This window comes from Pseudomonas sp. GW821-FHT01D09, assembly GCF_059422465.1.
Genome location: NZ_JBWKWY010000030.1, coordinates 1 through 24,973 on the forward strand (window position 1 = coordinate 1; position 24,973 = coordinate 24,973).

Annotated in this window: 20 protein-coding genes; 18 read left to right on the forward strand and 2 right to left on the reverse strand. The window is 59.8% G+C overall.

What is annotated here, in order from left to right; genetic code table 11:
* Nucleotides 1-76: 76 nt before the first annotated feature.
* The gene (locus AC07W7_RS21495; protein ID WP_495040077.1) at nt 77-2,779 is read right to left on the reverse strand and encodes a [protein-PII] uridylyltransferase; all 2,703 of its coding nucleotides are present in this window, start codon (nt 2,777-2,779) and stop codon (nt 77-79) included.
* A 66-nt stretch (nt 2,780-2,845) separates the two neighbouring features.
* Nucleotides 2,846-3,628 (reverse strand): type I methionyl aminopeptidase, encoded by a 783-nt coding sequence (gene map, locus AC07W7_RS21500; RefSeq protein WP_038446451.1) that lies wholly within the window; start codon nt 3,626-3,628, stop codon nt 2,846-2,848.
* A 386-nt stretch (nt 3,629-4,014) separates the two neighbouring features.
* Between map and rpsB the strand changes: the two genes are divergently transcribed.
* The 18 genes from rpsB to tilS all read left to right on the forward strand — a co-directional run bounded on the left by rpsB (nt 4,015) and on the right by tilS (nt 24,805).
* Complete coding sequence (gene rpsB, locus AC07W7_RS21505) at nt 4,015-4,755, forward strand: 30S ribosomal protein S2 (protein ID WP_029297291.1); 741 nt, start codon at nt 4,015-4,017, stop codon at nt 4,753-4,755.
* A 193-nt stretch (nt 4,756-4,948) separates the two neighbouring features.
* Nucleotides 4,949-5,812 (forward strand): translation elongation factor Ts, encoded by an 864-nt coding sequence (tsf, locus tag AC07W7_RS21510; protein WP_029297289.1) that lies wholly within the window; start codon nt 4,949-4,951, stop codon nt 5,810-5,812.
* Nucleotides 5,813-6,023: 211 nt separating this feature from the next.
* Nucleotides 6,024-6,767 carry a UMP kinase gene (gene pyrH, locus AC07W7_RS21515; RefSeq protein ID WP_003172271.1) on the forward strand — a complete coding sequence of 248 codons (744 nt, stop codon included), beginning with the start codon at nt 6,024-6,026 and terminating at the stop codon, nt 6,765-6,767.
* Nucleotides 6,764-7,321, forward strand: coding sequence for a ribosome recycling factor (gene frr, locus AC07W7_RS21520; protein WP_076962168.1), 558 nt, complete (start codon nt 6,764-6,766; stop codon nt 7,319-7,321). Before pyrH ends, frr begins: the two co-directional genes overlap by 4 nt.
* A 17-nt stretch (nt 7,322-7,338) precedes the next feature.
* A complete protein-coding gene (gene uppS / locus AC07W7_RS21525; protein ID WP_076962169.1) occupies nt 7,339-8,094 on the forward strand; it encodes a polyprenyl diphosphate synthase in 756 nt (251 codons plus the stop codon).
* Nucleotides 8,094-8,900, forward strand: coding sequence for a phosphatidate cytidylyltransferase (locus AC07W7_RS21530; RefSeq protein ID WP_076962170.1), 807 nt, complete (start codon nt 8,094-8,096; stop codon nt 8,898-8,900). The genes uppS and AC07W7_RS21530 overlap by 1 nt, the downstream gene beginning before the upstream one ends.
* Complete coding sequence (gene ispC, locus AC07W7_RS21535) at nt 8,897-10,087, forward strand: 1-deoxy-D-xylulose-5-phosphate reductoisomerase (protein WP_076962171.1); 1,191 nt, start codon at nt 8,897-8,899, stop codon at nt 10,085-10,087. The genes AC07W7_RS21530 and ispC overlap by 4 nt, the downstream gene beginning before the upstream one ends.
* Before the next feature lie 35 nt (nt 10,088-10,122).
* Nucleotides 10,123-11,475: a sigma E protease regulator RseP gene (rseP, locus tag AC07W7_RS21540; RefSeq protein ID WP_495040078.1), complete on the forward strand. Its 1,353-nt coding sequence runs from the start codon at nt 10,123-10,125 to the stop codon at nt 11,473-11,475.
* A 74-nt stretch (nt 11,476-11,549) separates the two neighbouring features.
* On the forward strand, nt 11,550-13,937 hold the full coding sequence (gene bamA / locus AC07W7_RS21545) for an outer membrane protein assembly factor BamA (RefSeq protein WP_169865378.1): 2,388 nt from the start codon (nt 11,550-11,552) through the stop codon (nt 13,935-13,937).
* Nucleotides 13,938-13,982: 45 nt separating this feature from the next.
* Nucleotides 13,983-14,486 carry an OmpH/Skp family outer membrane protein gene (locus tag AC07W7_RS21550; protein ID WP_003219314.1) on the forward strand — a complete coding sequence of 168 codons (504 nt, stop codon included), beginning with the start codon at nt 13,983-13,985 and terminating at the stop codon, nt 14,484-14,486.
* Between the two features lie 3 nt (nt 14,487-14,489).
* Nucleotides 14,490-15,545: a UDP-3-O-(3-hydroxymyristoyl)glucosamine N-acyltransferase gene (gene lpxD / locus AC07W7_RS21555; protein ID WP_076962174.1), complete on the forward strand. Its 1,056-nt coding sequence runs from the start codon at nt 14,490-14,492 to the stop codon at nt 15,543-15,545.
* 110 nt (nt 15,546-15,655) lie between these two features.
* Complete coding sequence (gene fabZ / locus AC07W7_RS21560) at nt 15,656-16,096, forward strand: 3-hydroxyacyl-ACP dehydratase FabZ (RefSeq protein ID WP_029297270.1); 441 nt, start codon at nt 15,656-15,658, stop codon at nt 16,094-16,096.
* Entirely contained in the window at nt 16,093-16,869 is a 777-nt protein-coding gene (gene lpxA / locus AC07W7_RS21565) for an acyl-ACP--UDP-N-acetylglucosamine O-acyltransferase (RefSeq protein ID WP_076962175.1), read from the forward strand. The genes fabZ and lpxA overlap by 4 nt, the downstream gene beginning before the upstream one ends.
* Before the next feature lie 2 nt (nt 16,870-16,871).
* Nucleotides 16,872-18,011 (forward strand): lipid-A-disaccharide synthase, encoded by a 1,140-nt coding sequence (gene lpxB, locus AC07W7_RS21570; protein WP_076962176.1) that lies wholly within the window; start codon nt 16,872-16,874, stop codon nt 18,009-18,011.
* Complete coding sequence (rnhB, locus tag AC07W7_RS21575; RefSeq protein WP_076962177.1) at nt 18,008-18,640, forward strand: ribonuclease HII; 633 nt, start codon at nt 18,008-18,010, stop codon at nt 18,638-18,640. Before lpxB ends, rnhB begins: the two co-directional genes overlap by 4 nt.
* A gap of 77 nt (nt 18,641-18,717) precedes the next feature.
* Nucleotides 18,718-22,239 (forward strand): DNA polymerase III subunit alpha, encoded by a 3,522-nt coding sequence (gene dnaE / locus AC07W7_RS21580; protein ID WP_197880998.1) that lies wholly within the window; start codon nt 18,718-18,720, stop codon nt 22,237-22,239.
* Nucleotides 22,240-22,378: 139 nt separating this feature from the next.
* Nucleotides 22,379-23,326 (forward strand): acetyl-CoA carboxylase carboxyltransferase subunit alpha, encoded by a 948-nt coding sequence (locus tag AC07W7_RS21585; protein ID WP_029297260.1) that lies wholly within the window; start codon nt 22,379-22,381, stop codon nt 23,324-23,326.
* 159 nt (nt 23,327-23,485) lie between these two features.
* Entirely contained in the window at nt 23,486-24,805 is a 1,320-nt protein-coding gene (tilS, locus tag AC07W7_RS21590; RefSeq protein WP_495040079.1) for a tRNA lysidine(34) synthetase TilS, read from the forward strand.
* Nucleotides 24,806-24,973: the final 168 nt, after the last annotated feature.

Below are 24,973 nucleotides of genomic sequence, written 5' to 3' on the forward strand. Positions count from 1 at the left end.
GGCTTGCTCGCGATAGCGGTGTGTCAGGCGAACCGCCATCGCGAGCAAGCCCGCTCCCACAAGGGAAGCTGCGTGTTCATATGGATAATCGCATCGTCTCCGCCCCAGGCTCCTGGTTCACGCTCAATTGCGCAACAATGGCGTCCTGCAAGCGGCGGCACAATTCAGGGTCGGACAGCGGCTGGTTGTCGGCATCGGTAATAAAGAACACATCTTCGACCCGCTCGCCCAGGGTGGCAATCTTGGCGTTCTGCAACGACAGGTCAAACTCCAGGAAAATCCCGCCGATCCGCGCCAGTAGGCCAGGGCGATCCGGGGCGCTGAGTTCCAGCACCGTCACCGGGCGCTGGGCATCGTTGTGGATGGTCACCTGGGGCGCAAAGGCAAAATGCTTGAGCTGGCGCGGCACCCGGCGCTGGATGATGGTCGGGTAGTCGTCGGGGTTACGCAGGGCTTCGGTCAGGCCTTCGCGGATCTTTTTCACGCGCTCGGGGTTGTCGCCGATGGACTCGCCTTCGGTGTCGAGCACGATGTAGGTGTCGAGGGTGAACTGGCTGCTGGAGGTAATCACTCGCGCGTCATGGATATTCAGGTTGAGCTGGTCCATCGCGGCCACGGTCACGGCGAAGAAGTCATGCTGGTCCGGGGCATAGATGAAGATCTGCGTGCCGCCCTCGAATTCGCGCTGGGTGGTTTCCTTGATCAGCACCAATGGGCCGCCATCGGCCGGCTGCTGGAGGATCGCGTCGGTGTGCCAGGCCACATCGCCTGCGGTGTGGCGCAGGAAGTAATCATCGCCCAGTTGCGACCACAGCTGTTCCACATCGTCGGGATCGTTGCCGCCACGCACCAGGATATCCAGGGCTGCGCTTTGGGTGCGGCGGATCTGTTCTTCGCGGTCCACCGGGTTCTCCAGGCCGCGACGCAAGGCGCGCTTGGTCTCGGTGTAGAGCTGGCGCAACAGGCTGGCGCGCCACGAATTCCACAGCGTGGGGTTGGTGGCGTTGATGTCGGAGACGGTCAGCACGTACAGGTAGTCGAGACGGGTTTCGTCGCTGACGATCTGCGCAAAGTCATGGATCACCTGCGGGTCGGACAAGTCCTTGCGCTGGGCGGTGGTGGACATCACCAGGTGGTTCTGTACCAGCCAGACGATCAGGCGGCTGTCCCATTGCGGCAACTGGTGGCGCTGGCAGAAGGCTTGGGCATCCACCGCGCCGATTTCCGAATGGTCGCCATGCCGGCCCTTGCCGATATCGTGGTACAGGCCGGCCAGGTAGATCAGCTCGGGCTTGGGCAGCTTGGCCATCAGCTTACTGGCCAGCGGAAATTTTTCCGACACCTGGGTGTATTGCAGCTTACGCAGGTGTTTGATCAGGTTCAGGGTGTGGGCATCGACGGTATAGATGTGGAACAGGTCATGTTGCATCTGCCCGACAATAAAGCCGAACTCCGGCAGATAGCGCCCGAGGATGCCGTAGCGGTTCATGCGCCGCAGGTTGCGGTGGATGCCGATCTTGCACTTGAACAGCTCGATAAACAGGCTGGTATTGCGGATGTCGTGGCGGAACTCGTCATCGATCAGGTGGCGGTTTTCCCGCAGCAGGCGGATGGTATCGGCGCGCACGCCCTTGATTTCCGGTTGCTGGGCCATCAGCACGAAGATTTCCAGCATGGCAAAGGGCGTGCGTTTGAACACGTTGTCGTTGCGTGCCTCTATATAGCCATCGTGCAGTTGGAAGCGCGCATTGATCGGTTGCGGCGGCGCTTCGTCTTCGGGGGCCAGGATCACTTCTTCAAAGTGCTGGATGATCAGGTCGCTGAGCTGGGCGATGCTCATGACCACTCGGTAGTACTGTTGCATAAAGCTTTCGATGCTGGTCTTCGCGTCTTCACCCTCGAAGCCCAGCAGGGTGGCGATGGAGCGCTGGTGGTCGAACAGCAAGCGGTCTTCGGAGCGTGCGGCCAGCATATGCAGGGCGTAGCGCACCTTCCACAAAAACTCCTGGGACGAGGCCAGCAGGGCGTTTTCACTCTCGACCAAAAAGCCTTCGCCGGCCAGGGCCCGCAGGTTCAGGGTGCCGTACTGGCGCCTGGCTACCCACAAGATGGTCTGGATATCCCGCAGCCCGCCGGGCGAGCCCTTGACGTTGGGTTCCAGGTTGTATTCGGTGTCGTTGTACTTGTGATGCCGGGCTTTCTGCTCGGCGCGCTTGGCCAGGAAGAACTCCTTGCTCGGCCACATATGCGCAGTGCTGGTGACTTCCAGCATGCGCTGGCGCAGGCGCTCGGGGCCGCAGATGGTGCGGCTTTCCATCAGGTTGGTGACCACCGTCAGGTCGGCGCGGGCTTCTTCGGCGCATTCCGCCACCGAGCGCACGCTCTGGCCGACTTCCAGGCCGATATCCCACAGCAGCGTCAGAAAACGCTCGATGGAATCGCGAAAGATCTCGTGGTCGGCGCTGTCCAGCAGGATCAGCAAGTCAATGTCGGAGTAGGGGTGCAGTTCGCCCCGGCCGTAGCCGCCGACGGCCACCAGGGCGATATCGGCGTCCTCGCTCCAGTCGAATTGTTCCCAGGCCTTTTGCAGGATGTTATCGACGAACCAGGCGCGATCCTCGATCAGCCGGCGAATCTCCCGACCGCTGCGAAAGCGCCCGTCGAGCACCTCGCGGGCCTGGCGGATGGCCTTCTTGAAGGCGGCAATGGGGCTTGCCTTCAGCGCCAGTTCCGCCTGGAACTGGCCGCGGTCGAAGAGTTCGGGATCCACCTGGGGCATCGATCGGCTTTCCTTTCTATCTAGGTGTGGTCGCAACGTCGCTATCTGGAAAGCCCGCTGCAAGCATCAGGCCGAAACGCGGGGAATCGTGTCATCGGCGCGCAGGGTGAAGATCTCGTAGCCTGTCTCGGTGACCAGCAGGGTGTGTTCCCACTGCGCCGAGAGCTTGCGGTCCTTGGTGATGGCGGTCCAGCCGTCGCCCAGCACCTTGGTGTCGGCCTTGCCCTGGTTGATCATCGGCTCGATGGTAAAGGTCATGCCCGCCTTGAGTTCCATGCCGGTGCCGGCACGGCCGTAGTGCAGGATCTGTGGCTCTTCGTGGAACACCTTGCCGATGCCGTGGCCGCAGAACTCGCGGACCACCGAGAAACCGTTCTTTTCGGCGTGTTTCTGGATCACTTCGCCGATATCGCCCAGGCGGCAGCCCGGCTTGACCAGTTCAATGGCCTTGTACATGCATTCCTGGGTGACCTGGGACAGGCGCTCGGCCCACACCGGTACGTTGCCAACGTGGAACATGCGGCTGGTGTCACCGTGATAGCCGTCCTTGATCACCGTGACGTCGATGTTCAGGGTGTCGCCGTCCTTGAGCGGTTTGTCGCCCGGGATACCGTGGCAGACCACGTGGTTGATCGAGGTGCAGATCGACTTGGGGAAGCCTTTGTAGTTCAGCGGCGCGGGGATGGCTTTCTGCACGTCGACAATATAGTCGTGGCAGATACGGTCCAGGGCCTCGGTGGTGATACCGGGTTTGACATGCTCGGCAATCATTTCCAGCACATCGGCAGCCAGTTTGCCGGCAACGCGCATGCCTGCGATGTCTTCAGCGGTTTTCAGGGTAACGGTCATACAGGCTCTCTCTAGCGCGAGGCGCTGAAATCAATACGGTTTACGGGCGTGCGACAAAAAGGTGCAGCGTTCGCACAAGCCCAAAAAACGCGATTCTAACAGACGCAAGGTGCAAACCATGAGTGTCTGGCTATCGCTTCTCTCTATAAGGTGCGGGTATTTTCACCCGATTCAATGGCTTGGGTAGCAATGCCGGCAAGCAAATGCGATTGCGGGTTTCGTTTTGGTCGTTGCTGTGGTATAAAATGCGCCGCTTTCCGGGGATACCCCGCAAAGCTTAAATCCACACACGTGTCGACACGATGACCTGGGTGCCGGAGGCCTTGAAGCCGCTGGTTGGTCATTGGGATACGTGGAGGCCAAACCCGACTTATTAAGGAACTATCATGTCCCAAGTCAACATGCGCGATATGCTGAAGGCCGGTGTGCACTTCGGTCACCAGACCCGTTACTGGAACCCGAAAATGGGTAAATACATTTTCGGCGCGCGTAACAAGATCCACATCATCAACCTTGAAAAAACCCTGCCAATGTTCAACGAAGCGCTGACTTTCGTAGAGCGCCTGGCCCAGGGCAAAAACAAGATTCTGTTCGTCGGCACCAAGCGTTCCGCTGGCAAGATCGTTGCTGAAGAAGCAGCACGTTGCGGTTCGCCGTACGTCGATCACCGCTGGTTGGGCGGCATGCTGACCAACTTCAAAACCATCCGTGCTTCCATCAAGCGTCTGCGTGACCTTGAAGTGCAAGCCGAAGACGGTACTTTCGCCAAGCTGACCAAGAAAGAAGCGCTGATGCGCTCCCGTGACCTGGAAAAGCTCGATCGTTCCCTGGGTGGTATCAAGGACATGGGCGGTCTGCCTGACGCACTGTTCGTTATCGACGTTGATCACGAGCGCATCGCGATCACCGAAGCCAACAAGCTGGGCATCCCGGTTATCGGCGTAGTCGATACCAACAGCAGCCCGGAAGGCGTTGACTACATCATCCCAGGCAACGATGACGCAATCCGCGCTATCCAGCTGTACATGGGTTCGATGGCTGACGCTGTAATCCGTGGCCGCAACAATGTTGGCGGCGGCACCGTAGAGTTCGCTGCTGAAGAAGCACCGGTCGCTGCAGCTGAGTAACTGACGCCCTGGCGTTGACTCAGTAAGCAAAAAGGGGGCTTGGCCCCCTTTTTGCCACCTCGAAAACCATTTGTGAGCGGCACAGCTACAGCATCTGTAACGTGCAGCGGTTAACAAGGGTGGTTCGGGAAGAATTGAACGCCCGTACAAGTCGGGTGGAATGGTTGAAAACCTATCCAAGAGGAATTTGAAAATGGCAGCAATTACTGCAGCGTTGGTTAAAGAACTGCGTGAGCGTACTGGCGAAGGCATGATGGACTGCAAGAAAGCCCTGGAAAAGGCTGACGGCGACATCGAAAAAGCCATTGATGACATGCGTGCCTCGGGCGCCATCAAGGCTGCCAAGAAAGCAGGCAACGTCGCTGCTGAAGGCGCGATCGCTCTGAAAGAAGACGGCAAATCCGCCGTTCTGCTGGAAGTGAACTCGCAGACCGACTTCCTGGCCCTGCAAGACGACTTCAAGGCATTTGTTGCTGCCAGCGTTGAAAAAGCGTTCGCCGACAAACTGACTGACGTCGCTCCGCTGATCGCAGCCCAAGAAGCTGATCGTCTGGTACTGGTCGGCAAGGTTGGCGAAAACGTCAACATCCGTCGCCTGGTACGTGTTGAAGGTGACGTGGTTGGTGGTTACCTGCACGGCAACAAGATCGGTGTTGCCGTTGTCCTCAAGGGCGGCAACGTTGAGCTGGCCAAAGACATCGCTATGCACGTAGCGGCCAGCAACCCTGAGTTCCTGCTGCCTTCGGAAGTTTCTGCCGAAGCGATCGAACGCGAAAAAGCTGTGTTCCTGCAGCTGAACGAAGAAAAAATCAAAGGCAAGCCAGAAAACATTGTTGAGAACATGGTCAAAGGCCGTATCAGCAAGTTCCTGGCCGAAGCAAGCCTGGTTGAGCAGGCGTTCGTCAAGAACCCTGAAATCAAGGTTGGCGAACTGGCCAAGAAAGCCGGTGCCGAAATCGTTTCCTTCACCTACTTCAAAGTAGGCGACGGCATCGAGAAGCCGGTCGACAACTTCGCTGAAGAAGTTGCTGCCCAGCTGGCTGCCGCCAAGCAATAAGACAGTTTTCAACTGTCGCCCAAGAGAGGCTGCCCGCTCACGCGCGCAGCCTCTTTTCAAATGGGAGGCTCAATTTTATTTGGCTTCCCTTTGGAACTGGCTTACAAAGCCGTGTTCCGATGGCGCTGTGACAGCGTCCAGCTAGAGTGAACGCAAGCCGTAAACGGCTCGCCAAGAATTTTTTAAAAATACGCCGCAGGAGAGATTCGCAATGGCTCAGCAGGGCAGTGGTTATCAGGCTCGCTATAAACGCATTCTACTCAAGCTTAGCGGCGAGGCCCTGATGGGCTCGGAAGAGTTCGGGATCGATCCCAAGGTGCTTGACCGCATGGCGCTGGAAGTCGGCCAACTGGTCGGCATCGGCGTCCAGGTCGGCCTGGTGATCGGTGGTGGCAACCTGTTCCGTGGTGCAGCGCTCAGTGCGGCTGGCATGGACCGGGTCACCGGCGACCACATGGGCATGCTGGCCACTGTGATGAACGCCCTGGCCATGCGCGACGCCCTGGAGCGGGCCAATATCTCGGCCATCGTGATGTCGGCCATCTCCATGGTGGGCGTGACCGATCACTATGATCGCCGCAAAGCCATGCGCCACCTGAACGCCAAAGAGGTGGTGATCTTTGCCGCCGGTACTGGCAACCCGTTCTTCACCACCGACTCGGCTGCCTGCCTGCGTGCCATCGAAATCGATGCTGACGTCGTGCTCAAGGCCACCAAGGTCGATGGTGTCTACACGGCCGATCCATTCAAAGACCCCCATGCCGAGAAGTTCGATCATCTGACTTATGATGAAGTGCTGGATCGCAAGCTGGGTGTAATGGACCTGACGGCAATCTGCCTGTGCCGCGACCACAAGATGCCGCTGCGCGTATTTAACATGAACAAGCCCGGCGCCCTGCTGAATATCGTACACGGCGGCGCAGAAGGGACTCTGATCGAGGAAGGCCAACAATGATCAATGAAATCAAGAAAGACGCCCAAGCGCGTATGCAAAAATCCCTGGAGTCTCTGGCCCATGCATTTGGCCAGATTCGTACCGGCAAGGCCCACCCAAGCATTCTGGGCAGTGTGATGGTGCCGTACTACGGCTCCGATACTCCGCTGAGCGGCGTGGCCAACGTGACCGTAAAAGACTCGCGCACCCTGCAAGTCGTGGCCTTCGAGCGCAACATGCTCGCCGCCGTCGACAAAGCCATCCAGAGCGCCGGCCTGAACCTCAACCCGACCAACCTGGGTGAGCTGCTGCTGATCTCCATGCCGGCCCTGACCGAAGAAACCCGCAAGGGCTTCACCAAGCAGGCGCGCAGCGCAGCGGAAGATGCCCGTGTTGCCGTGCGCAACATCCGTCGTGATGCCTTGGGTGACCTGAAAAAACTGGTCAAGGACAAGGAAATCAGCGAAGACGAAGAGCGTCGCGCAATCGCCGATATCGACAAGCTGACCAAGGAATCCGAGGCCCTGATCACCAAGGCCACGGAAGAGAAAGAAAAGGACCTGATGGCCGTATAAGGGGTCAGGACGCCTTCATGGAAAAGACCAAGCAGACTGTGCCCGCCGTGGTGCCGCGCCATGTCGCGATCATCATGGACGGGAATAATCGCTGGGCGAAAAAGCGCTTTATGCCGGGTGTCGCCGGGCATAAGGCGGGTGTCGATGCGGTGCGGGCCGTGATCGAGGTGTGTGCCGAGGCCAAGGTCGAGGTATTGACCTTGTTTGCCTTCTCCAGTGAAAACTGGCAACGGCCGGCCGACGAGGTCAGCGCCTTGATGGACTTGTTCTTCAAGGCCTTGCGTCGCGAGGCCAAGCGCCTGAACGACAACAATATCAGCCTGCGCATCATTGGCGATCGCTCGCGGTTCCACCCGGAGCTGCAGGCCGCCATGCGCGAGGCCGAGGCGATCACCGCTGGCAGCAACCGTTTCGTCCTGCAAATCGCCGCCAATTATGGCGGGCAATGGGATATCGCCCAGGCTGCACAGCGCCTGGCGCGTGAAGTGCAGGCCGGCCATCTGCGGCCGGAAGACATCACGCCCGAGTTGTTGCAAACCTGCCTGGTGACTGGCGACCTGCCATTGCCGGACCTGTGCATCCGTACCGGTGGCGAGCACCGTATCAGCAACTTCCTGTTGTGGCAGTTGGCCTATACCGAGCTGTACTTCTCCGACCTGTTCTGGCCGGACTTCAAACACGATGCCATGCGCAATGCGCTGGCCGATTTCGCTTCCCGTCAGCGTCGCTTCGGTAAAACGAGCGAGCAGATCGAAGCTGGAGCCCGGGTTTAATGCTTAAACAACGAATCATCACGGCACTGATCCTGCTGCCGATTGCCCTGTGCGGGTTTTTCCTGCTTGAAGGCGCCGGCTTTGCGCTGTTCATTGGTCTGGTCGTGACCCTGGGCGCCTGGGAATGGGCGCGCCTGGCCGGGTTTGCCGAGCAACTGCCGCGGGTGGTATACGCCGCTGTTGTCGCGGTATTGCTGTTTTTGATGTACATCCTGCCGGATGTCGCCCCCTGGGTGCTGGGGGCGGCGGTGCTGTGGTGGGCGTTGGCGACATTCCTGGTGTTGACCTACCCGCGTACCAGCGGCCAGTGGTCCAGCGTCGCCTGCAAGCTGGTGATCGGCCTGCTGATCCTGCTGCCGGCCTGGCAGGGCCTGGTCTCTATCAAGCATATGGCCTTGGGCAACGGCTTGATCCTGGCGGTGATGGTGCTGGTCTGGGGCGCGGATATCGGGGCGTACTTCTCCGGCCGTGCCTTTGGCAAGCGCAAGCTGGCCCCGGCGGTCAGTCCCGGCAAGAGCTGGGAAGGGGTGTACGGCGGGCTGGCGTTGACGTTGCTGATCACCCTGGTTGTTGGCGTTGTGCGCGAGTGGGATGCCAGGCAAATCCTCCTGGCCCTGGTCGGCGCAGCGGTGGTCGTACTGATCTCGGTGGTCGGCGACTTGACCGAAAGCATGTTCAAGCGCCAGGCAGGCATCAAGGACAGCAGTAACCTGCTGCCGGGCCATGGCGGCGTGCTGGACCGCATCGACAGCCTGACGGCGGCGATCCCGGTGTTTGCCGTGCTGTTGTGGATGGCTGCTTCGTGAGCCGCCTACAGCAAGTGACCGTGCTGGGGGCTACCGGCTCGGTCGGGTTGAGTACCCTGGATGTGATTGCCCGTCACCCTGGGCGCTATCAGGTATTCGCCCTGACCGGCTTCAGCCGCTTGAGCGAGCTGTTGGCGCTGTGCGTGCGCCATGTGCCGCAGTTCGCGGTGGTGCCGGATGCGGCCGCCGCCCGTGGTTTGCAGGACGACCTGCGGGCGGCGGGCCTGGCGACCGAGGTCTTGGTCGGCGAGGAGGGTTTGTGCCAGGTATCCGCCGCGTCTGAGGTGGACACGGTGGTCGCTGCTATTGTCGGTGCTGCCGGCTTGCGTCCGACCCTGGCGGCGGTTGATGCCGGCAAGAAAATCCTGCTGGCCAATAAAGAAGCGCTGGTGATGTCCGGCGCGCTGTTTATGCAGGCCGTGCGCAAGAGCGGCGCCGTGCTGCTGCCGCTGGACAGCGAGCACAACGCGATTTTCCAGTGCATGCCGGGTGACTTCGCCCGCGGCCTGAGCCAGGTCGGCGTGCGGCGTATTCTGCTGACCGCCTCCGGCGGCCCGTTCCGCCAGACGCCATTGGCCGAGCTGGAACACGTTTCTCCCGATCAGGCCTGTGCCCACCCCAATTGGTCGATGGGGCGCAAGATCTCGGTGGATTCGGCGAGCATGATGAACAAGGGCCTGGAACTGATCGAGGCCTGCTGGCTGTTTGATGCCCGTGCCGATCAGGTCGAAGTGGTGATTCATCCGCAAAGCGTGATTCACTCCCTGGTCGACTATGTGGACGGTTCGGTGCTGGCCCAGTTGGGCAACCCGGACATGCGCACGCCGATTGCCAATGCCCTGGCATGGCCCGAGCGGATCGACTCGGGTGTGGCGCCCCTGGACTTGTTTGCCATTGCACGCCTGGATTTCGAGGCGCCGGATGATCAGCGCTTCCCTTGCCTGCGCCTGGCGCGTGAGGCGGCAGAGGCGGGTAACAGTGCTCCGGCGATGCTCAATGCAGTCAATGAAGTGGCGGTTGCCGCGTTTCTTGAGCGGCGCATCCGTTTTCCACAGATCGCGAGTATCATCGAGGAAATTTTGAGCCTTGAGCCGGTGGTTGCCGTGAATGATTTGGGCGCCGTGTTCGAGGCGGATGCCAAGGCCCGGCTCTTGGCCTGGCAATGGTTGAAACGCCACGCAGGTTAGTCGGCAGGCGCGGGATTGGAATGCGGAGAGATTAGATGAGTGCGCTCTACATGATTGTCGGCACCCTGGTTGCTCTGGGTGTGCTGGTCACCTTCCACGAATTCGGTCATTTCTGGGTGGCACGCCGTTGTGGCGTCAAGGTCCTGCGTTTTTCCGTGGGGTTTGGCATGCCGCTGCTGCGCTGGCACGACCGGCAGGGCACCGAGTTCGTGATTGCCGCCATTCCCCTGGGCGGCTACGTCAAGATGCTCGACGAGCGTGAAGGCGAAGTGCCGGCTGATCAACTGGGCCAATCCTTCAACCGCAAGACCGTCCGTCAGCGTATCGCCATCGTGGCCGCCGGCCCGATCGCCAACTTCCTGCTGGCCATGGTGTTCTTCTGGGTCCTGGCCATGCTGGGCAGCCAGCAAGTGCGCCCGGTCATCGGGGCGGTGGAGGCGGGCAGTATCGCCGCCAAGGCTGGTTTGAGTGCCGGGCAGGAAATTGTTGCTATTGATGGCGAGCCAACTACCGGCTGGGGCGCGGTCAATCTGCAGTTGGTGCGACGCCTGGGTGAAAGCGGCACCGTACAGCTGCTGGTGCGCGAGCAGGACTCGACGGCCGAGACACCGCGCGAACTGACATTGGACAAGTGGCTCAAGGGCGCTGATGAGCCTGATCCGATCAAGTCCCTGGGGATTCGTCCATGGCGCCCGGCGCTGCCGCCGGTCTTGGCGGAACTCGATCCCAAAGGCCCGGCCCAGGCTGCCGGCCTGAAGACCGGCGACCGTTTGCTGGCCCTTGATGGCCAGGCACTGGGCGACTGGCAGCAAGTGGTCGATCTGGTTCGTGTACGTCCTGATACGAAAATTGTGCTGAAAATTGAGCGCGACGGTGCTCAAATCGACGTCCCGGTCACCCTCGCGGTGCGCGGGGAGGCCAAGGCGGCCGGCGGGTATCTGGGCGCCGGGGTCAAGGCTGTCGACTGGCCGCCATCGATGGTGCGGGAGGTCAGCTTCGGGCCATTGGCGGCAATTGGCGAGGGTGCACGACGCACTTGGACCATGAGTGTGCTGACCCTCGATTCACTGAAGAAAATGTTGTTCGGCGAGCTCTCGGTAAAAAACTTGAGTGGACCGATAACCATTGCTAAAGTGGCGGGCGCTTCTGCCCAGTCGGGTGTTGCTGATTTCCTGAATTTCCTGGCTTATCTGAGTATTAGCCTTGGGGTTCTGAATTTGTTGCCCATTCCAGTATTGGATGGGGGGCATCTGTTGTTTTATCTCGTCGAGTGGGTGCGTGGTCGCCCCTTGTCGGATCGGGTGCAGGGTTGGGGGATACAGATCGGTATCAGTTTGGTGGTCGGGGTGATGTTGTTAGCCTTGGTCAACGATCTGGGACGTCTGTAACGCTTCGCTGAATTGCGAATCTGCCGCATTTTGCGGCAGTTTGTTTATTGCCAGTTGGAATAAGAAAGGACTTCATGAAACGTCTGCTGCTAACTGCGGTTCTCACCGTATTGATGATCGCCGAAGTTCACGCCGAGTCCTTCACCATCTCCGATATTCGCGTCAACGGCCTCCAGCGGGTTTCCGCGGGTAGCGTCTTTGGCGCCTTGCCGTTGAACGTTGGGGAACAGGCTGACGACCGTCGCCTGGTGGAATCCACTCGAGCGCTGTTCAAAACCGGCTTCTTTCAAGATATCCAGCTGGGCCGTGAAGGCAACGTCCTGGTCATCACTGTCGTCGAGCGACCTTCTGTCGCCAGTATCGAGATCGAAGGCAACAAGGCGATCTCCACTGAAGACCTGATGAAGGGGCTCAAGCAATCCGGCCTGGCCGAAGGCGAGATCTTCCAGCGTGCCACCCTTGAAGGCGTGCGTAACGAGCTGCAACGTCAATACGTTGCCCAGGGCCGCTACTCTGCTTCCGTGGAAACCGAAGTGGTCCCGCAGCCGCGCAACCGTGTCGGCCTGAAGGTCAACATCAACGAAGGCACCGTGGCGGCGATCCAGCACATCAACGTAGTGGGCAACACCAAGTTTGCCGACGAAGACCTGATCGACCTGTTCGAGCTCAAGACCACCAACTGGCTGTCGTTCTTCAAGAACGACGACAAGTACGCCCGTGAAAAACTCTCCGGTGACCTGGAGCGTCTGCGTTCCTACTACCTGGACCGTGGCTATATCAACATGGATATCGCTTCGACCCAGGTGTCCATCACCCCGGACAAGAAGCACGTGTACATCACGGTCAACGTCAACGAAGGCGAGAAGTACCGCGTTCGCGACGTGAAGCTCAGCGGCGACCTGAAAGTGCCTGAAGACCAGGTCAAGTCCCTGCTGCTGGTCCAGAAGGACCAGGTGTTCTCGCGCAAGCTGATGACCACTACGTCCGAACTGATCACCCGTCGCCTGGGTAACGAAGGCTATACCTTCGCCAACGTCAACGGCGTGCCGACCCCCCATGATGATGACCACACCGTCGACATCACCTTTGTCGTCGACCCGGGCAAGCGTGCCTACGTCAACCGCATCAACTTCCGTGGCAACACCAAGTCCGAGGACGAAGTACTGCGTCGCGAAATGCGCCAGATGGAAGGAGGCTGGGCTTCGACCTACCTGATCGACCAGTCCAAGACCCGTCTTGAGCGCCTGGGCTTCTTCAAGGAAGTCAACGTCGAAACCCCGGCCGTGCCGGGTGTGGATGACCAGGTCGACGTGAACTACGCCGTGGAAGAACAGGCGTCCGGCTCGATCACCGCCAGTGTCGGCTTTGCACAGAGTGCCGGCCTGATCCTCGGTGGCTCGATCACCCAGAACAACTTCCTGGGTACCGGTAACAAGGTTTCTATCGGCCTGACCCGTAGCGAATACCAGAGCCGCTACAACTTCGGTTATGTGGACCCCTACTGGACGGCTGACGGTGTGAGCCTGGGCTACAACGCCTTCTACCGCACCACCGACTACAAAGACCTCGACGTCGACGTGGCAAGCTATGCGATCGACAGCCTGGGTGCCGGTGTCAACGTGGGCTACCCGATCAGCGAGACCTCGCGCCTGACCTTCGGTCTGACCGCGCAGCAGGATGAGATCAAGACCGGTGTCTACACCGTGGATGAGATCTTCGACTTCACCCGCCGCGAAGGTGACAAGTTCCTCAACTTCAAGGCCTCGGCCGGTTGGTCCGAGTCCACCCTGAACAAAGGTGTGCTGGCCACCCGTGGTCACTCCCAGAGCCTGACCCTGGAAGCCACCACCCCAGGTAGCGACCTGTCGTTCTTCAAGCTCGACTACCGTGGCCAGTTGTTCACGCCGTTGAGCGATAACTACACCATGCGCCTGCACACGGAATTGGGCTATGGTGATGGCTACGGTTCGACCGATGGCCTGCCGTTCTACGAGAACTACTACGCCGGTGGTTTCAACTCGGTACGTGGCTTCAAGGACAGCACCCTGGGTCCACGTGGTACGCCAAGTCGTGGTGTTGGCATTACCGGTAATACCGGCACCGTAGCTGACTCCGACAACGACCCGCTGCCGTTCGGTGGTAACGTATTGATTCAAGGTGGTGCGGAAATTCTGTTCCCGCTGCCATTCGTCAAGGATCAGCGTTCCCTGCGTACTTCGGTCTTCTGGGATGTGGGTAACGTATTCGACTCCAAGTGCGAGCAGATCCGTAACCCATCAGGTATCAAGTCCAATACTCAGTGTAATGATGTCAGTCTGAGTAACCTGGCCAGTTCCGTGGGTGTGGGTGTGACCTGGATTACCGCCCTGGGCCCGTTGAGCTTCGCCTTGGCGATGCCAGTCAAGAAACCGGATAACGCTGAAACCCAGATTTTCCAATTTTCCCTCGGCCAGACGTTCTAAGCGTCCGACCCAAGATAACGACAACGGATTCTGTAGGAGTGCATCGTGCGTAAGTTGACTCAATTGGTTCTTCTGGCAACCGTGCTGGTCGCAACCCCGGCGTTTGCCGAAATGAAAATCGCCGTCCTGAACTATCAGATGGCCCTGCTGGAATCCGACGCGGCCAAGAAGTACGCCGTGGATGCCGAGAAAAAATTCGGTCCGCAACTGACCAAGCTCAAGACCCTGGAAAGCAGCGCCAAAGGTATCCAGGATCGTCTGGTCGCCGGTGGCGATAAAATGCAGCAAGGCGAGCGTGAGCGTCTGGAGCTTGAATTCAAGCAAAAGGCCCGTGACTACCAGTTCCAGTCCAAGGAGCTGAACGAGGCCAAGGCTGTTGCCGACCGCGAAATGCTCAAACAATTGAAGCCAAAACTCGACAGCGCCGTGGAAGAAGTCATCAAGAAAGGTGCTTTTGACCTGGTCTTCGAGCGTGGCGCCGTGATTGACGTCAAGCCTCAATACGACATCACCCGCCAGGTGATCGAGCGCATGAACCAGCTGAAGTAAACCATGACTGCGACTATCAAACTCGGTCAATTGGCCGAGTTCCTGGGAGCTACCTTGCGTGGCTCCAAGGAGAAGGAAATCACTGGGCTAGCCACCTTGCAGGAGGCTGGCCCAGCTCAGTTGAGCTTCCTCGCAAACCCCCAATACCGTAAATACCTGGGCGACAGCCAGGCCGCAGCCGTATTGCTGAAGGCCGCTGACGCCGAGACGTTTGCCGGGGATGCGCTGGTGGTGGCTGACCCTTACGCGGCTTATGCGCGGGTTTCCCATTTGTTCGACCCGAAACCCAAGGCTGCCCCTGGTATTCATCCGTCGGCCGTGGTTGCCGATGACGCCCAGGTTGATCCAGCGGCGAGCATTGGTGCGTTTGCGGTGATCGAGAGTGGTGCGCGCATTGGTGCCGGCGTGACTGTTGGTGCCCATTGCTTTATCGGTGCTCGCAGCGAAATCGGCGCAGGCGGCTGGCTCGCGCCGCGCGTGACCCTATACCACGATGTGCGTATCGGGCAGCGGGTAGTGATTCAGTCGGGTGCGGTGATCGGCGGCGAAGGCTTCGGCTTTGCCAATGAGAAGGGCATTTGGCAGAAGATCGCCCAGGTCGGCGGTGTGCTGATCGGTGACGATGTGGAGATTGGCGTCAACACCGCCGTCGATCGCGGGGCCTTGGCCGATACCGTGATTGGCAATGGTGTGAAGCTGGACAACCAGATCCAGATCGCCCACAACGTACAGATTGGCGATCACACGGCCATGGCCGCGTGCGTTGGCATCTCCGGTAGCACCAGGATCGGCAAGCATTGCATGCTGGCCGGTGGTGTCGGGCTGGTGGGCCATATTGAAGTCTGCGACAACGTATTCATTACTGGCATGACCATGGTCACCCACTCGATTACCGAGCCTGGGGCTTACTCTTCCGGTACAGCGATGCAACCCGCGGCCGAGTGGCGCAAGAGCGCGGCCCGTTTAAGGCAGTTGGACGACATAGCCCGGCGCCTGAAACATCTGGAAAAACGTGTTGGGGACGTGACCCCTGGCAGTAATGTTTCATCAGATGGCTGATACCATTTCCATATCAAGTGTGCACAGCAGCTAGACTGCCTTCTTGATTTGCTAGAGGGGCGTGCCTTAGTCCGCGCGCTCCCAATCTTTATTACAGGCTTCCCCCCGAAATGATGGACATCAACGAGATTCGCGAATACCTGCCTCACCGTTACCCGTTCCTGCTGGTGGACCGTGTAGTGGAGCTGAATGTTGAGGAGAAGCGCATTCGTGCCTACAAGAATGTCAGCATCAACGAACCCTTCTTCAATGGTCACTTCCCCGCGCACCCGATCATGCCGGGCGTGTTGATCATCGAAGCAATGGCGCAGGCCGCTGGTATCCTGGGTTTTAAAATGCTCGACCTGAAGCCTGCCGATGGCACGCTTTATTATTTCGTGGGCTCCGACAAACTGCGTTTCCGCAATCCGGTCACCCCAGGTGACCAGTTGATCCTGGAAGCCAAGTTTGTGAGTTGCAAGCGCCAGATCTGGAAGTTTGAATGCCAGGCATCCGTTGATGGCAAGCCTGTGTGCTCCGCCGAAATCATCTGCGCGGAACGCAAACTATGAGTTTGATTGACCCTCGCGCAATCATCGATCCGACGGCCGTACTGGCCGCCGACGTTGAGGTCGGCCCCTGGTCGATCGTCGGCGCAGGTGTGGAAATCGGCGAGGGGACAGTCATCGGGCCGCACGTGATCCTCAAGGGTCCGACCCGCATTGGCAAACACAACCGCATCTACCAGTTTTCCTCGGTAGGTGAAGACACGCCGGACATGAAGTACAAGGGTGAAGAAACCCGCCTGGTAATCGGTGATCACAACATCATTCGTGAAGGCGTGACCATTCATCGTGGCACCGTGCAGGATCGGGCAGAAACCACCCTGGGCGATCACAACCTGGTAATGGCCTATGCCCATATCGGTCATGACAGCGTGATTGGCAACCATTGCATCCTGGTCAATAACACCGCGCTGGCCGGCCATGTACACGTTGACGACTGGGCGATCCTGTCCGGTTTCACCCTGGTGCATCAGTACTGCCATATCGGCGCCCACAGCTTTTCCGGCATGGGTACGGCTATCGGCAAGGATGTACCGGCGTTCGTCACGGTCTTTGGCAACCCTGCCGAAGCCCGCAGCATGAATTTTGAAGGCATGCGCCGCCGTGGTTTCAGCGAAGATGCCATCCACGCCCTGCGTCGAGCCTACAAGGTGGTGTATCGCCAGGGCCTGACGGTTGACCAGGCACTGGCCGATCTGGCCGAGCCGGCAGCGCTGTTTCCAGAAGTTGCCATATTCCGTGATTCGATCCAGGCATCGACTCGCGGCATCACCCGCTGACCATGGCCACACTGCGTATTGCATTGGTGGCCGGAGAAGCTTCCGGCGATATTCTCGGCGCGGGCCTGATGCGAGCCATCAAGGCGCAGCATCCGGCGGTGGAATTCATTGGGGTCGGCGGCCCCCTGATGCAGGCTGAAGGCCTGACCTCCTACTTTCCCATGGAGCGTTTGTCGGTCATGGGGCTGGTGGAAGTGCTGGGGCGCCTGCGTGAGCTGCTGGCTCGGCGCAAACTGCTGATCCAGACCCTGATTGCCGAAAAGCCGGACGTCTTTATCGGTATCGACGCACCGGACTTCACCCTCAATATCGAACTCAAGTTGCGTCAGGCCGGGATCAAGACTGTGCATTACGTCAGCCCGTCCGTGTGGGCGTGGCGGCAGAAGCGCGTGCTGAAGATCCGCGAAGGCTGCGACCTGATGCTGACCCTGCTGCCGTTCGAGGCGCGGTTCTACGAAGAGAAGGGCGTGCCGGTGAAGTTTGTCGGCCATACCCTGGCCGATACCATCCCGCTGCAAGCGGATCGCGCCGCCGCCCGCGCCGAGCTGGGCTTGCCCGAAGGGCCGCTGGTGGCGTTGATGCCCGGCAGCCGTGGCGGTGAAGTCGGGCGCCTGGGCGCACTATTTTTCGATGCGGCCGAGCGCCTACAGGCCTTGAAGCCTGGGGTGCGTTTTGTACTGCCATGCGCCAGCCCGCAGCGGCGTACGCAGATCGAGGCCCTGCTGGTGGGGCGCGACCTGCCCTTGACCCTGCTCGACGGTGGTTCGCACCTGGCCCTGGCTGCGTGTGATGCGGTGCTGATTGCTTCCGGCACCGCCACGCTGGAGGCCTTGCTCTACAAGCGCCCGATGGTCGTGGCCTACCGCCTGGCGCCGCTGACCTACTGGATTCTCAAGCGCATGGTCAAAAGTCCCTACATCTCCTTGCCCAACCTGCTGGCCCAGCGGTTGTTGGTGCCGGAGCTGTTGCAGGATGCTGCAACCCCCGACGCCTTGGCCCAGACCCTTCTGCCGTTGATCGACGGTGGCGAAGAGCAGACCCGTGGGTTTGACGAAATTCACCGTACCTTGCGCCGTGATGCGTCAAACCAGGCCGCCGATGCCGTGTTGACCTTGATCGGCCGCCATCAGGAAACCCTATGAAGACGCAAATGGGCCTGGATTTCAGCCTGGTCGCCCAAACCCACGAACTGGTCGCCGGTGTCGATGAGGTCGGGCGCGGCCCGTTGTGTGGTGCGGTAGTCACGGCAGCGGTGATTCTTGACCCGAGTCGTCCGATTCTCGGCCTCAATGACTCGAAGAAACTCACCGAAGCCCGTCGTGAAAAGCTTTTTGACGAAATTTGCGAAAAAGCCCTCAGCTGGCATATTGCCAGGGCCGAAGTCGAGGAAATCGACGAACTGAACATCCTGCATGCCACGATGCTGGCCATGCAGCGCGCTGTCGAGGGGCTGCACATCACCCCGAAACTGGCGATGATCGACGGTAATCGCTGCCCGAAGCTGGCGATGCCGGCCGAAGCCGTGGTCAAGGGCGATAGCAAGGTGCCGGCGATTGCCGCCGCCTCGATCCTGGCCAAGGTCAGTCGCGACCGTGAAATGGCGGCGTTTGAGCTGATCTATCCGGGCTATGGCATTGGCGGCCATAAAGGCTACCCGACGCCCGTGCATCTGGAAGCCCTGGCCCGGTTGGGCCCCACGCCGATCCACCGCCGCTCGTTCGCCCCGGTCCGCCAGGCTTACGAGGCACGCGAAAGCCAGGTCGAGATTTAGGCGCAGGCTGATGTTTTACGCAAGGCCCGGTACAATCCGGGCCTTGTTGTTTTCACACGTATCTAGACAGGATCACTATGCCGGCTTCATTCGTTCACCTGCGCCTGCACACTGAATACTCCCTGGTCGACGGCCTGGTACGGATCAAACCGCTGGTCAAAACCCTGGTGGGCATGAATATGCCTGCGGTGGCGGTGACCGACCAGAACAACATGTGCTCCCTGGTCAAGTTCTACAAGAGCGCCATGGGCGCGGGCATCAAGCCGATCTGCGGCGCCGACTTGTGGCTGTCCAACAAGGACCCCGATAACCCACTGAGCCGTATCAGTCTGTTGGCGATGAACGGCGTAGGTTATCGCAACCTGACTGAACTGATTTCCCGTGGTTTTATCGATGGCCAGCGCAATGGCTCGATCATCATCGAGCGCGAATGGGTGGCCGAGGCCAGTGAAGGGCTGATCATGCTGTCGGCGGCCAAGGAAGGGGAGGTCGGGATTGCCTTGCTGGGCGGCAACCCCCAGGAGGCTGAGGTTCTCGCCCGTGACTGGATGACGGTATTCCCTGACCGCTTCTACCTGGAAATCCAGCGTACCAACCGCCCCAACGACGAAGAGCACCTGCACGCCGCCGTGGCCCTGGCCGAAAAGCTGGGCGCGCCGCTGGTGGCGACCAACGATGTGCGCTTTATCAAGAAGGAAGACTTCGAGGCCCACGAAACCCGCGTGTGCATCGGCGAAGGCCGGGCGCTGGACGACCCGCGCCGCTCGAAGAACTACAGCGAAGAGCAATACCTCAAGAGCGCCGAGGAAATGGCCGAGCTGTTCAGCGACCTGCCCGAGGCCCTGGAAAACTCCGTCGAAATTGCCAAGCGCTGCAATATCGAAGTGAAGCTGGGCAAGCACTTCTTACCTAACTTCCCGATTCCCGATGGCATGACCATCGATGAATATTTTCGCAAAGTGTCCTTTGATGGCCTGGAAGAACGGCTGACCGTCCTGCTGCCTCGGGACACCACCCAAGACTACGAGGCCAAGCGCCAGGTGTATGTCGACCGGCTGAATTTCGAGCTGGATATCATTATCCAGATGGGGTTCCCCGGTTACTTCCTGATCGTAATGGACTTTATCCAGTGGGCCAAAAGCAACGGCGTGCCGGTTGGGCCTGGCCGGGGGTCGGGTGCCGGCTCGCTGGTGGCTTATGTGCAGAAGATCACCGACCTTGACCCGCTGGAATATGACCTGCTGTTCGAGCGGTTCCTGAACCCGGAACGGGTATCGATGCCCGACTTCGACGTCGACTTCTGCATGGATGGTCGTGACCGGGTCATCGAATATGTGGCCGAGAAATATGGCCGCAACGCGGTAAGCCAGATCATTACCTTTGGTTCCATGGCGGCCAAGGCGGTAATCCGCGACGTGGCGCGGGTGCAGGGCAAGTCCTACGGCCTGGCGGATCGTCTGTCGAAGATGATCCCCTTTGAAGTCGGCATGACCCTGGAAAAAGCCTACGAGCAGGAAGAAATCCTGCGCGACTTCATCAAGGTCGATGAAGAAGCCGCCGAAATCTGGGAGATGGCGCGCAAGCTCGAAGGCGTGGTGCGTAACGTCGGCAAGCACGCCGGTGGTGTGGTCATCGCGCCGACCAAACTGACCGACTTTTCGCCGATCTATTGCGACGAAGAAGGCGATGGCCTGGTAACCCAGTTCGACAAGGACGACGTGGAGGCGGCCGGCCTGGTGAAGTTCGACTTCCTCGGCTTGCGAACCCTGACAATCATCGACTGGGCGCTCAAGACCATCAACCGCGAGCGCGCCAAGGTCAATGAAGCACCGCTGGATATCGCCTTTATCCCGCTGGACGACAAGCCGACCTACGCCCTGCTGCAAAAAGCCGAAACCACGGCGGTATTCCAGCTTGAATCCCGGGGCATGAAGGAGCTGATCAAAAAGCTCAAGCCCGACTGCCTGGAAGACTTGATCGCACTGGTGGCCCTGTTCCGTCCGGGCCCGCTGCAATCGGGCATGGTTGACGACTTTATCAACCGTAAGCACGGGCGTGCCGAACTGGCCTACCCGCACTCCGACTACCAGTACGAAGGCCTCAAGCCGGTACTGGCGCCGACCTACGGCATCATCCTGTATCAGGAACAGGTGATGCAGATCGCTCAGGTCATGGCCGGTTACACCCTGGGTGGCGCGGACATGCTGCGCCGGGCCATGGGTAAGAAAAAACCCGAAGAAATGGCCAAGCAGCGCGGCGGTTTCATTGAAGGTTGTGCCACCAACAATATCGATGCTGACCTTGCCGGTAACATCTTTGACCTGGTGGAAAAATTCGCCGGTTATGGCTTCAACAAATCCCACTCCGCCGCCTACGGCCTGGTGTCGTACCAGACGGCCTGGCTGAAGGCCCACTACCCGGCGCCATTTATGGCGGCGGTGCTTTCGGCGGATATGCACAACACCGACAAGGTCGTGACCTTGATCGAAGAAGTGCGGACCATGAAGCTGCGTCTCGACGCCCCGGATGTGAACGCCTCGGAGTTCAAGTTCACCGTGAACGACGAAGGCCGCATCATCTACGGCCTGGGCGCGATCAAGGGCGTGGGTGAAGGCCCGGTTGAGGCGATCACCGAGGCGCGCCAGGATGGGCCGTTCAAGGACCTGTTCGACTTCTGCGCCCGGGTCGACCTCAAACGCATCAATAAACGGACCCTGGATGGCCTGATCCGCAGCGGCGCACTCGACCGTCTCGGCCCGTACTTCCATGACGAGCCGAAGGCCTACCAGGCCAATATCGACCGTAACCGCGCGGTGCTGCTGACCGCCATGGAAGAAGCGATCAAGGCCGCCGAACAGACCGCCCGCACCCATGACAGCGGGCATGCCGACCTGTTTGGCGGGCTGTTCGTCGAAGAAGATGCCGATGTGTACGCCAACCACCGCAAGGCCAAGGAGCTGACCCTCAAGGAGCGGCTCAAGGGTGAAAAAGACACCCTGGGCCTGTACCTCACCGGTCACCCGATTGACGAATATGAAGGCGAGATCCGCCGTTTCGCCCGCCAGCGCATCATCGACCTGAAACCGGCGCGTGATACCCAGACCGTGGCCGGGATGATCATTGCCCTACGGGTGATGAAGAACAAAAAGGGCGACAAGATGGGTTTCATCACCCTCGATGACCGCTCCGGGCGTATCGAAGCGTCGCTGTTTGCCGACGCGTTCCATTCCGCGCAGTCGCTGTTGCAGACCGACGCGATGGTGGTGGTGGAAGGGGAGGTCAGCAACGATGACTTCTCCGGCGGCCTGCGCCTGCGGATCAAGCGTGTGATGAGCATGGAAGATGCCCGCACCAACCTGGCCGAAAGCCTGCGCCTGAAGGTGAAAACCGAAGCGCTCAAGGGCGATCAGCTACGCTGGCTGGGGGACTTGCTCAAGCGTCACCGTGGCGCGTGCCCGGTGACCATGGAATACACCGGCAGCGATGCCAAGGCGATGTTGCAGTTTGGCGAGACGTGGCGAATTGACCCGGCCGATGGCTTGATTCAAGCATTGCGTGACCAGTTCGGGCGTGACAACGTCTTCCTCCAATACCGTTGACGGTCAGGGCTGGTTTTTTACCCCTGACCTCGACTCAACATTTAATCTCGACCTTGACGCGCCTCTCCCTTAAGGTAGGGCGCGAATAGACCACCGGCTGGCCAGGCACTCCCTGGCCGTCGACCCAAGACGGACGCTTATGAACCCGAATTTTCTTGATTTCGAACAGCCGATCGCTGACCTGCAAGCCAAGATCGAAGAGCTGCGCCTGGTCGGCAATGACAATTCGCTGAATATCGGCGATGAAATCTCCCGCCTGCAAGACAAGAGCAAGACGCTCACCGAAGACATCTTCGGCAAGCTGACCAGCTGGCAGATCGCGCGCCTGGCCCGCCACCCGCGCCGTCCGTACACCCTGGACTATATCGATCACATCTTCACCGAGTTCGACGAGCTGCATGGCGACCGTCACTTCTCCGATGACGCGGCGATTGTCGGCGGTATTGCCCGCCTGGACGACCAGCCAGTGATGGTGATCGGCCATCAGAAGGGCCGTGAAGTGCGCGAGAAAGTGCGTCGCAACTTCGGCATGCCGCGCCCGGAAGGCTACCGCAAGGCCTGCCGCCTGATGGAAATGGCCGAACGCTTCAAAATGCCGATCCTGACCTTTATCGACACCCCGGGCGCCTACCCAGGCATCGACGCTGAAGAGCGCAACCAGAGCGAAGCGATTGCCTGGAACCTGCGAGTGATGGCACGCCTGAAAACTCCGATCATCGCGACCGTGATCGGTGAAGGCGGTTCCGGCGGTGCGCTGGCCATTGGTGTCTGCGACCAACTGAACATGCTGCAATATTCCACCTACGCGGTGATCTCGCCGGAAGGTTGCGCCTCGATCCTGTGGAAAACCGCCGAAAAGGCCCCGGATGCCGCCGAAGCCATGGGCATTACCGCTGATCGCCTCAAAGGCCTGGGCATCGTCGACAAAGTGATCGCCGAGCCCCTGGGCGGCGCCCACCGCGACCCGGCTGCCGCATCGGCCACCATCCGCGCCGAACTTTGCGCGCAGTTGGACATGCTCAAGAAATTCGACAACGAGGCGCTGCTGGCCCGTCGTTACGAGCGCCTGATGAGCTACGGCCTCTAAGCCACGGCATTACCCATGTGGGAGCGGGCTTGCCCGCGATAGCAATGTGTCAGTGCCAGATTGGTTGACTGGTACACCGCTATCGCGGGCAGGCCCGCTCCCACATTTGCGTTGTGTATGCTTGGCTAACGTATTCCAGTTTTGCGGCGGTAACGTGCGATGAAACCAACTCTAACCGCCGAACTCCTGCAAGCCCTGGCCCCGTGGCGCAACGCCTCGGCCTGGCACATCGCTTTCTCTGGCGGACTCGACTCCACCGTCCTCCTGCACTTACTCGCTGACCTGGCAAAAAACCAATCCCTGCCACCTCTGCAGGCTATCCATGTCCATCACGGTCTCCAGGCTGCGGCTGACGGCTGGCCAGCCCATTGCCAGGCGGTTTGTGATGCCGCAGGTGTGCCGCTGCGGGTCATGCATGTGCAAGTGCAGCCAGGTGCAAGCCTGGAACGTGCGGCCCGTGACGCGCGGTACCAGGCGTTCGCCGAGATAATCGGCCCAAATGAACTGCTACTCACCGGCCAGCACCGTGACGATCAGGCAGAAACCCTGCTGTTTCGCCTGCTGCGGGGCGCTGGGCTGCGGGGCCTCACCGGCATGCCAGCCCTGCGTCCCTTGGGTAAAGGGCACCTGGTGCGGCCGCTGCTGGACATGTCGCGAGCCGAGCTGGAAACCTACGCCCGCGAACAGCAGTTGAATTGGATCGATGACCCCTCCAACGGCGACTCACGTTTCTCCCGCAATTACCTGCGTCATCAAGTATTTCCACTGCTCACCGCACGCTGGCCACAGGCCGCGAATACCCTGGCGCGAACCGCTGGGCATCTAGCGCAGGCCCAAGGGCTGCTCGATGAATTGGCGCAATTGGATGTGCAGGCTGCCCAGCGGCCATCGGCGCATGGGTGGCTACCGCTGCCATCGTTGGCACTTGCGCCGCTGCGCGATCTTTCCGACGCTCGTCAGCGCAACGCCCTACAGTACTGGCTGGCGCCGCTGACGTTGTTACCCGACAGCGAGCACTGGATTGGCTGGCACACCTTGCGCGATGCCAAGGCGGACGCACAGCCCGTGTGGCGTTTGGCCGATGGCCAATTGCAGCGTTGCAACGATCGTATCTGGTGGATCCCTACCAAATGGTCAGAGTTTTCCGACAGTCCATTGAGCTGGTCGCACCCGCAAAACCCACTACAGTTACCCGGTAACGGCCAGTTGTATTTCAGCGGGCACGCCCCTGATGGCCCGTTGAGCGTCCGCTATCGCCAGGGGGGAGAAGTCATGGAACTGCCAGGCCGCGGCCGTCGTGACCTCAAGCGTTTGCTCAACGAAAGTGCTGTGCCGGGCTTTATCCGTGGCAGATTGCCGCTGCTGTACCAGGGCTCCCGTTTACTGGCTGTGGCCAACCTGGCCAGGGCCTCGACAGGGCAGGGGGATGACTGGCAATTACAGTGGACGCCACCCACCTGCGATCAAGGTTTGAGCTGATAGCGCCTTTCCGGTAGACTACGCTCCCTTCTTGATACAACTTCTGTGGATTCTCCTGAAACACAGTCGTTGCCGATTACCAAGCAGTCTTTGCTGGGCGATTCCAAAAAATGTGTAGCGATCAACGTACCGGTGTTCCATTGCTGGTCTGTCACAACGCGGCGGTTT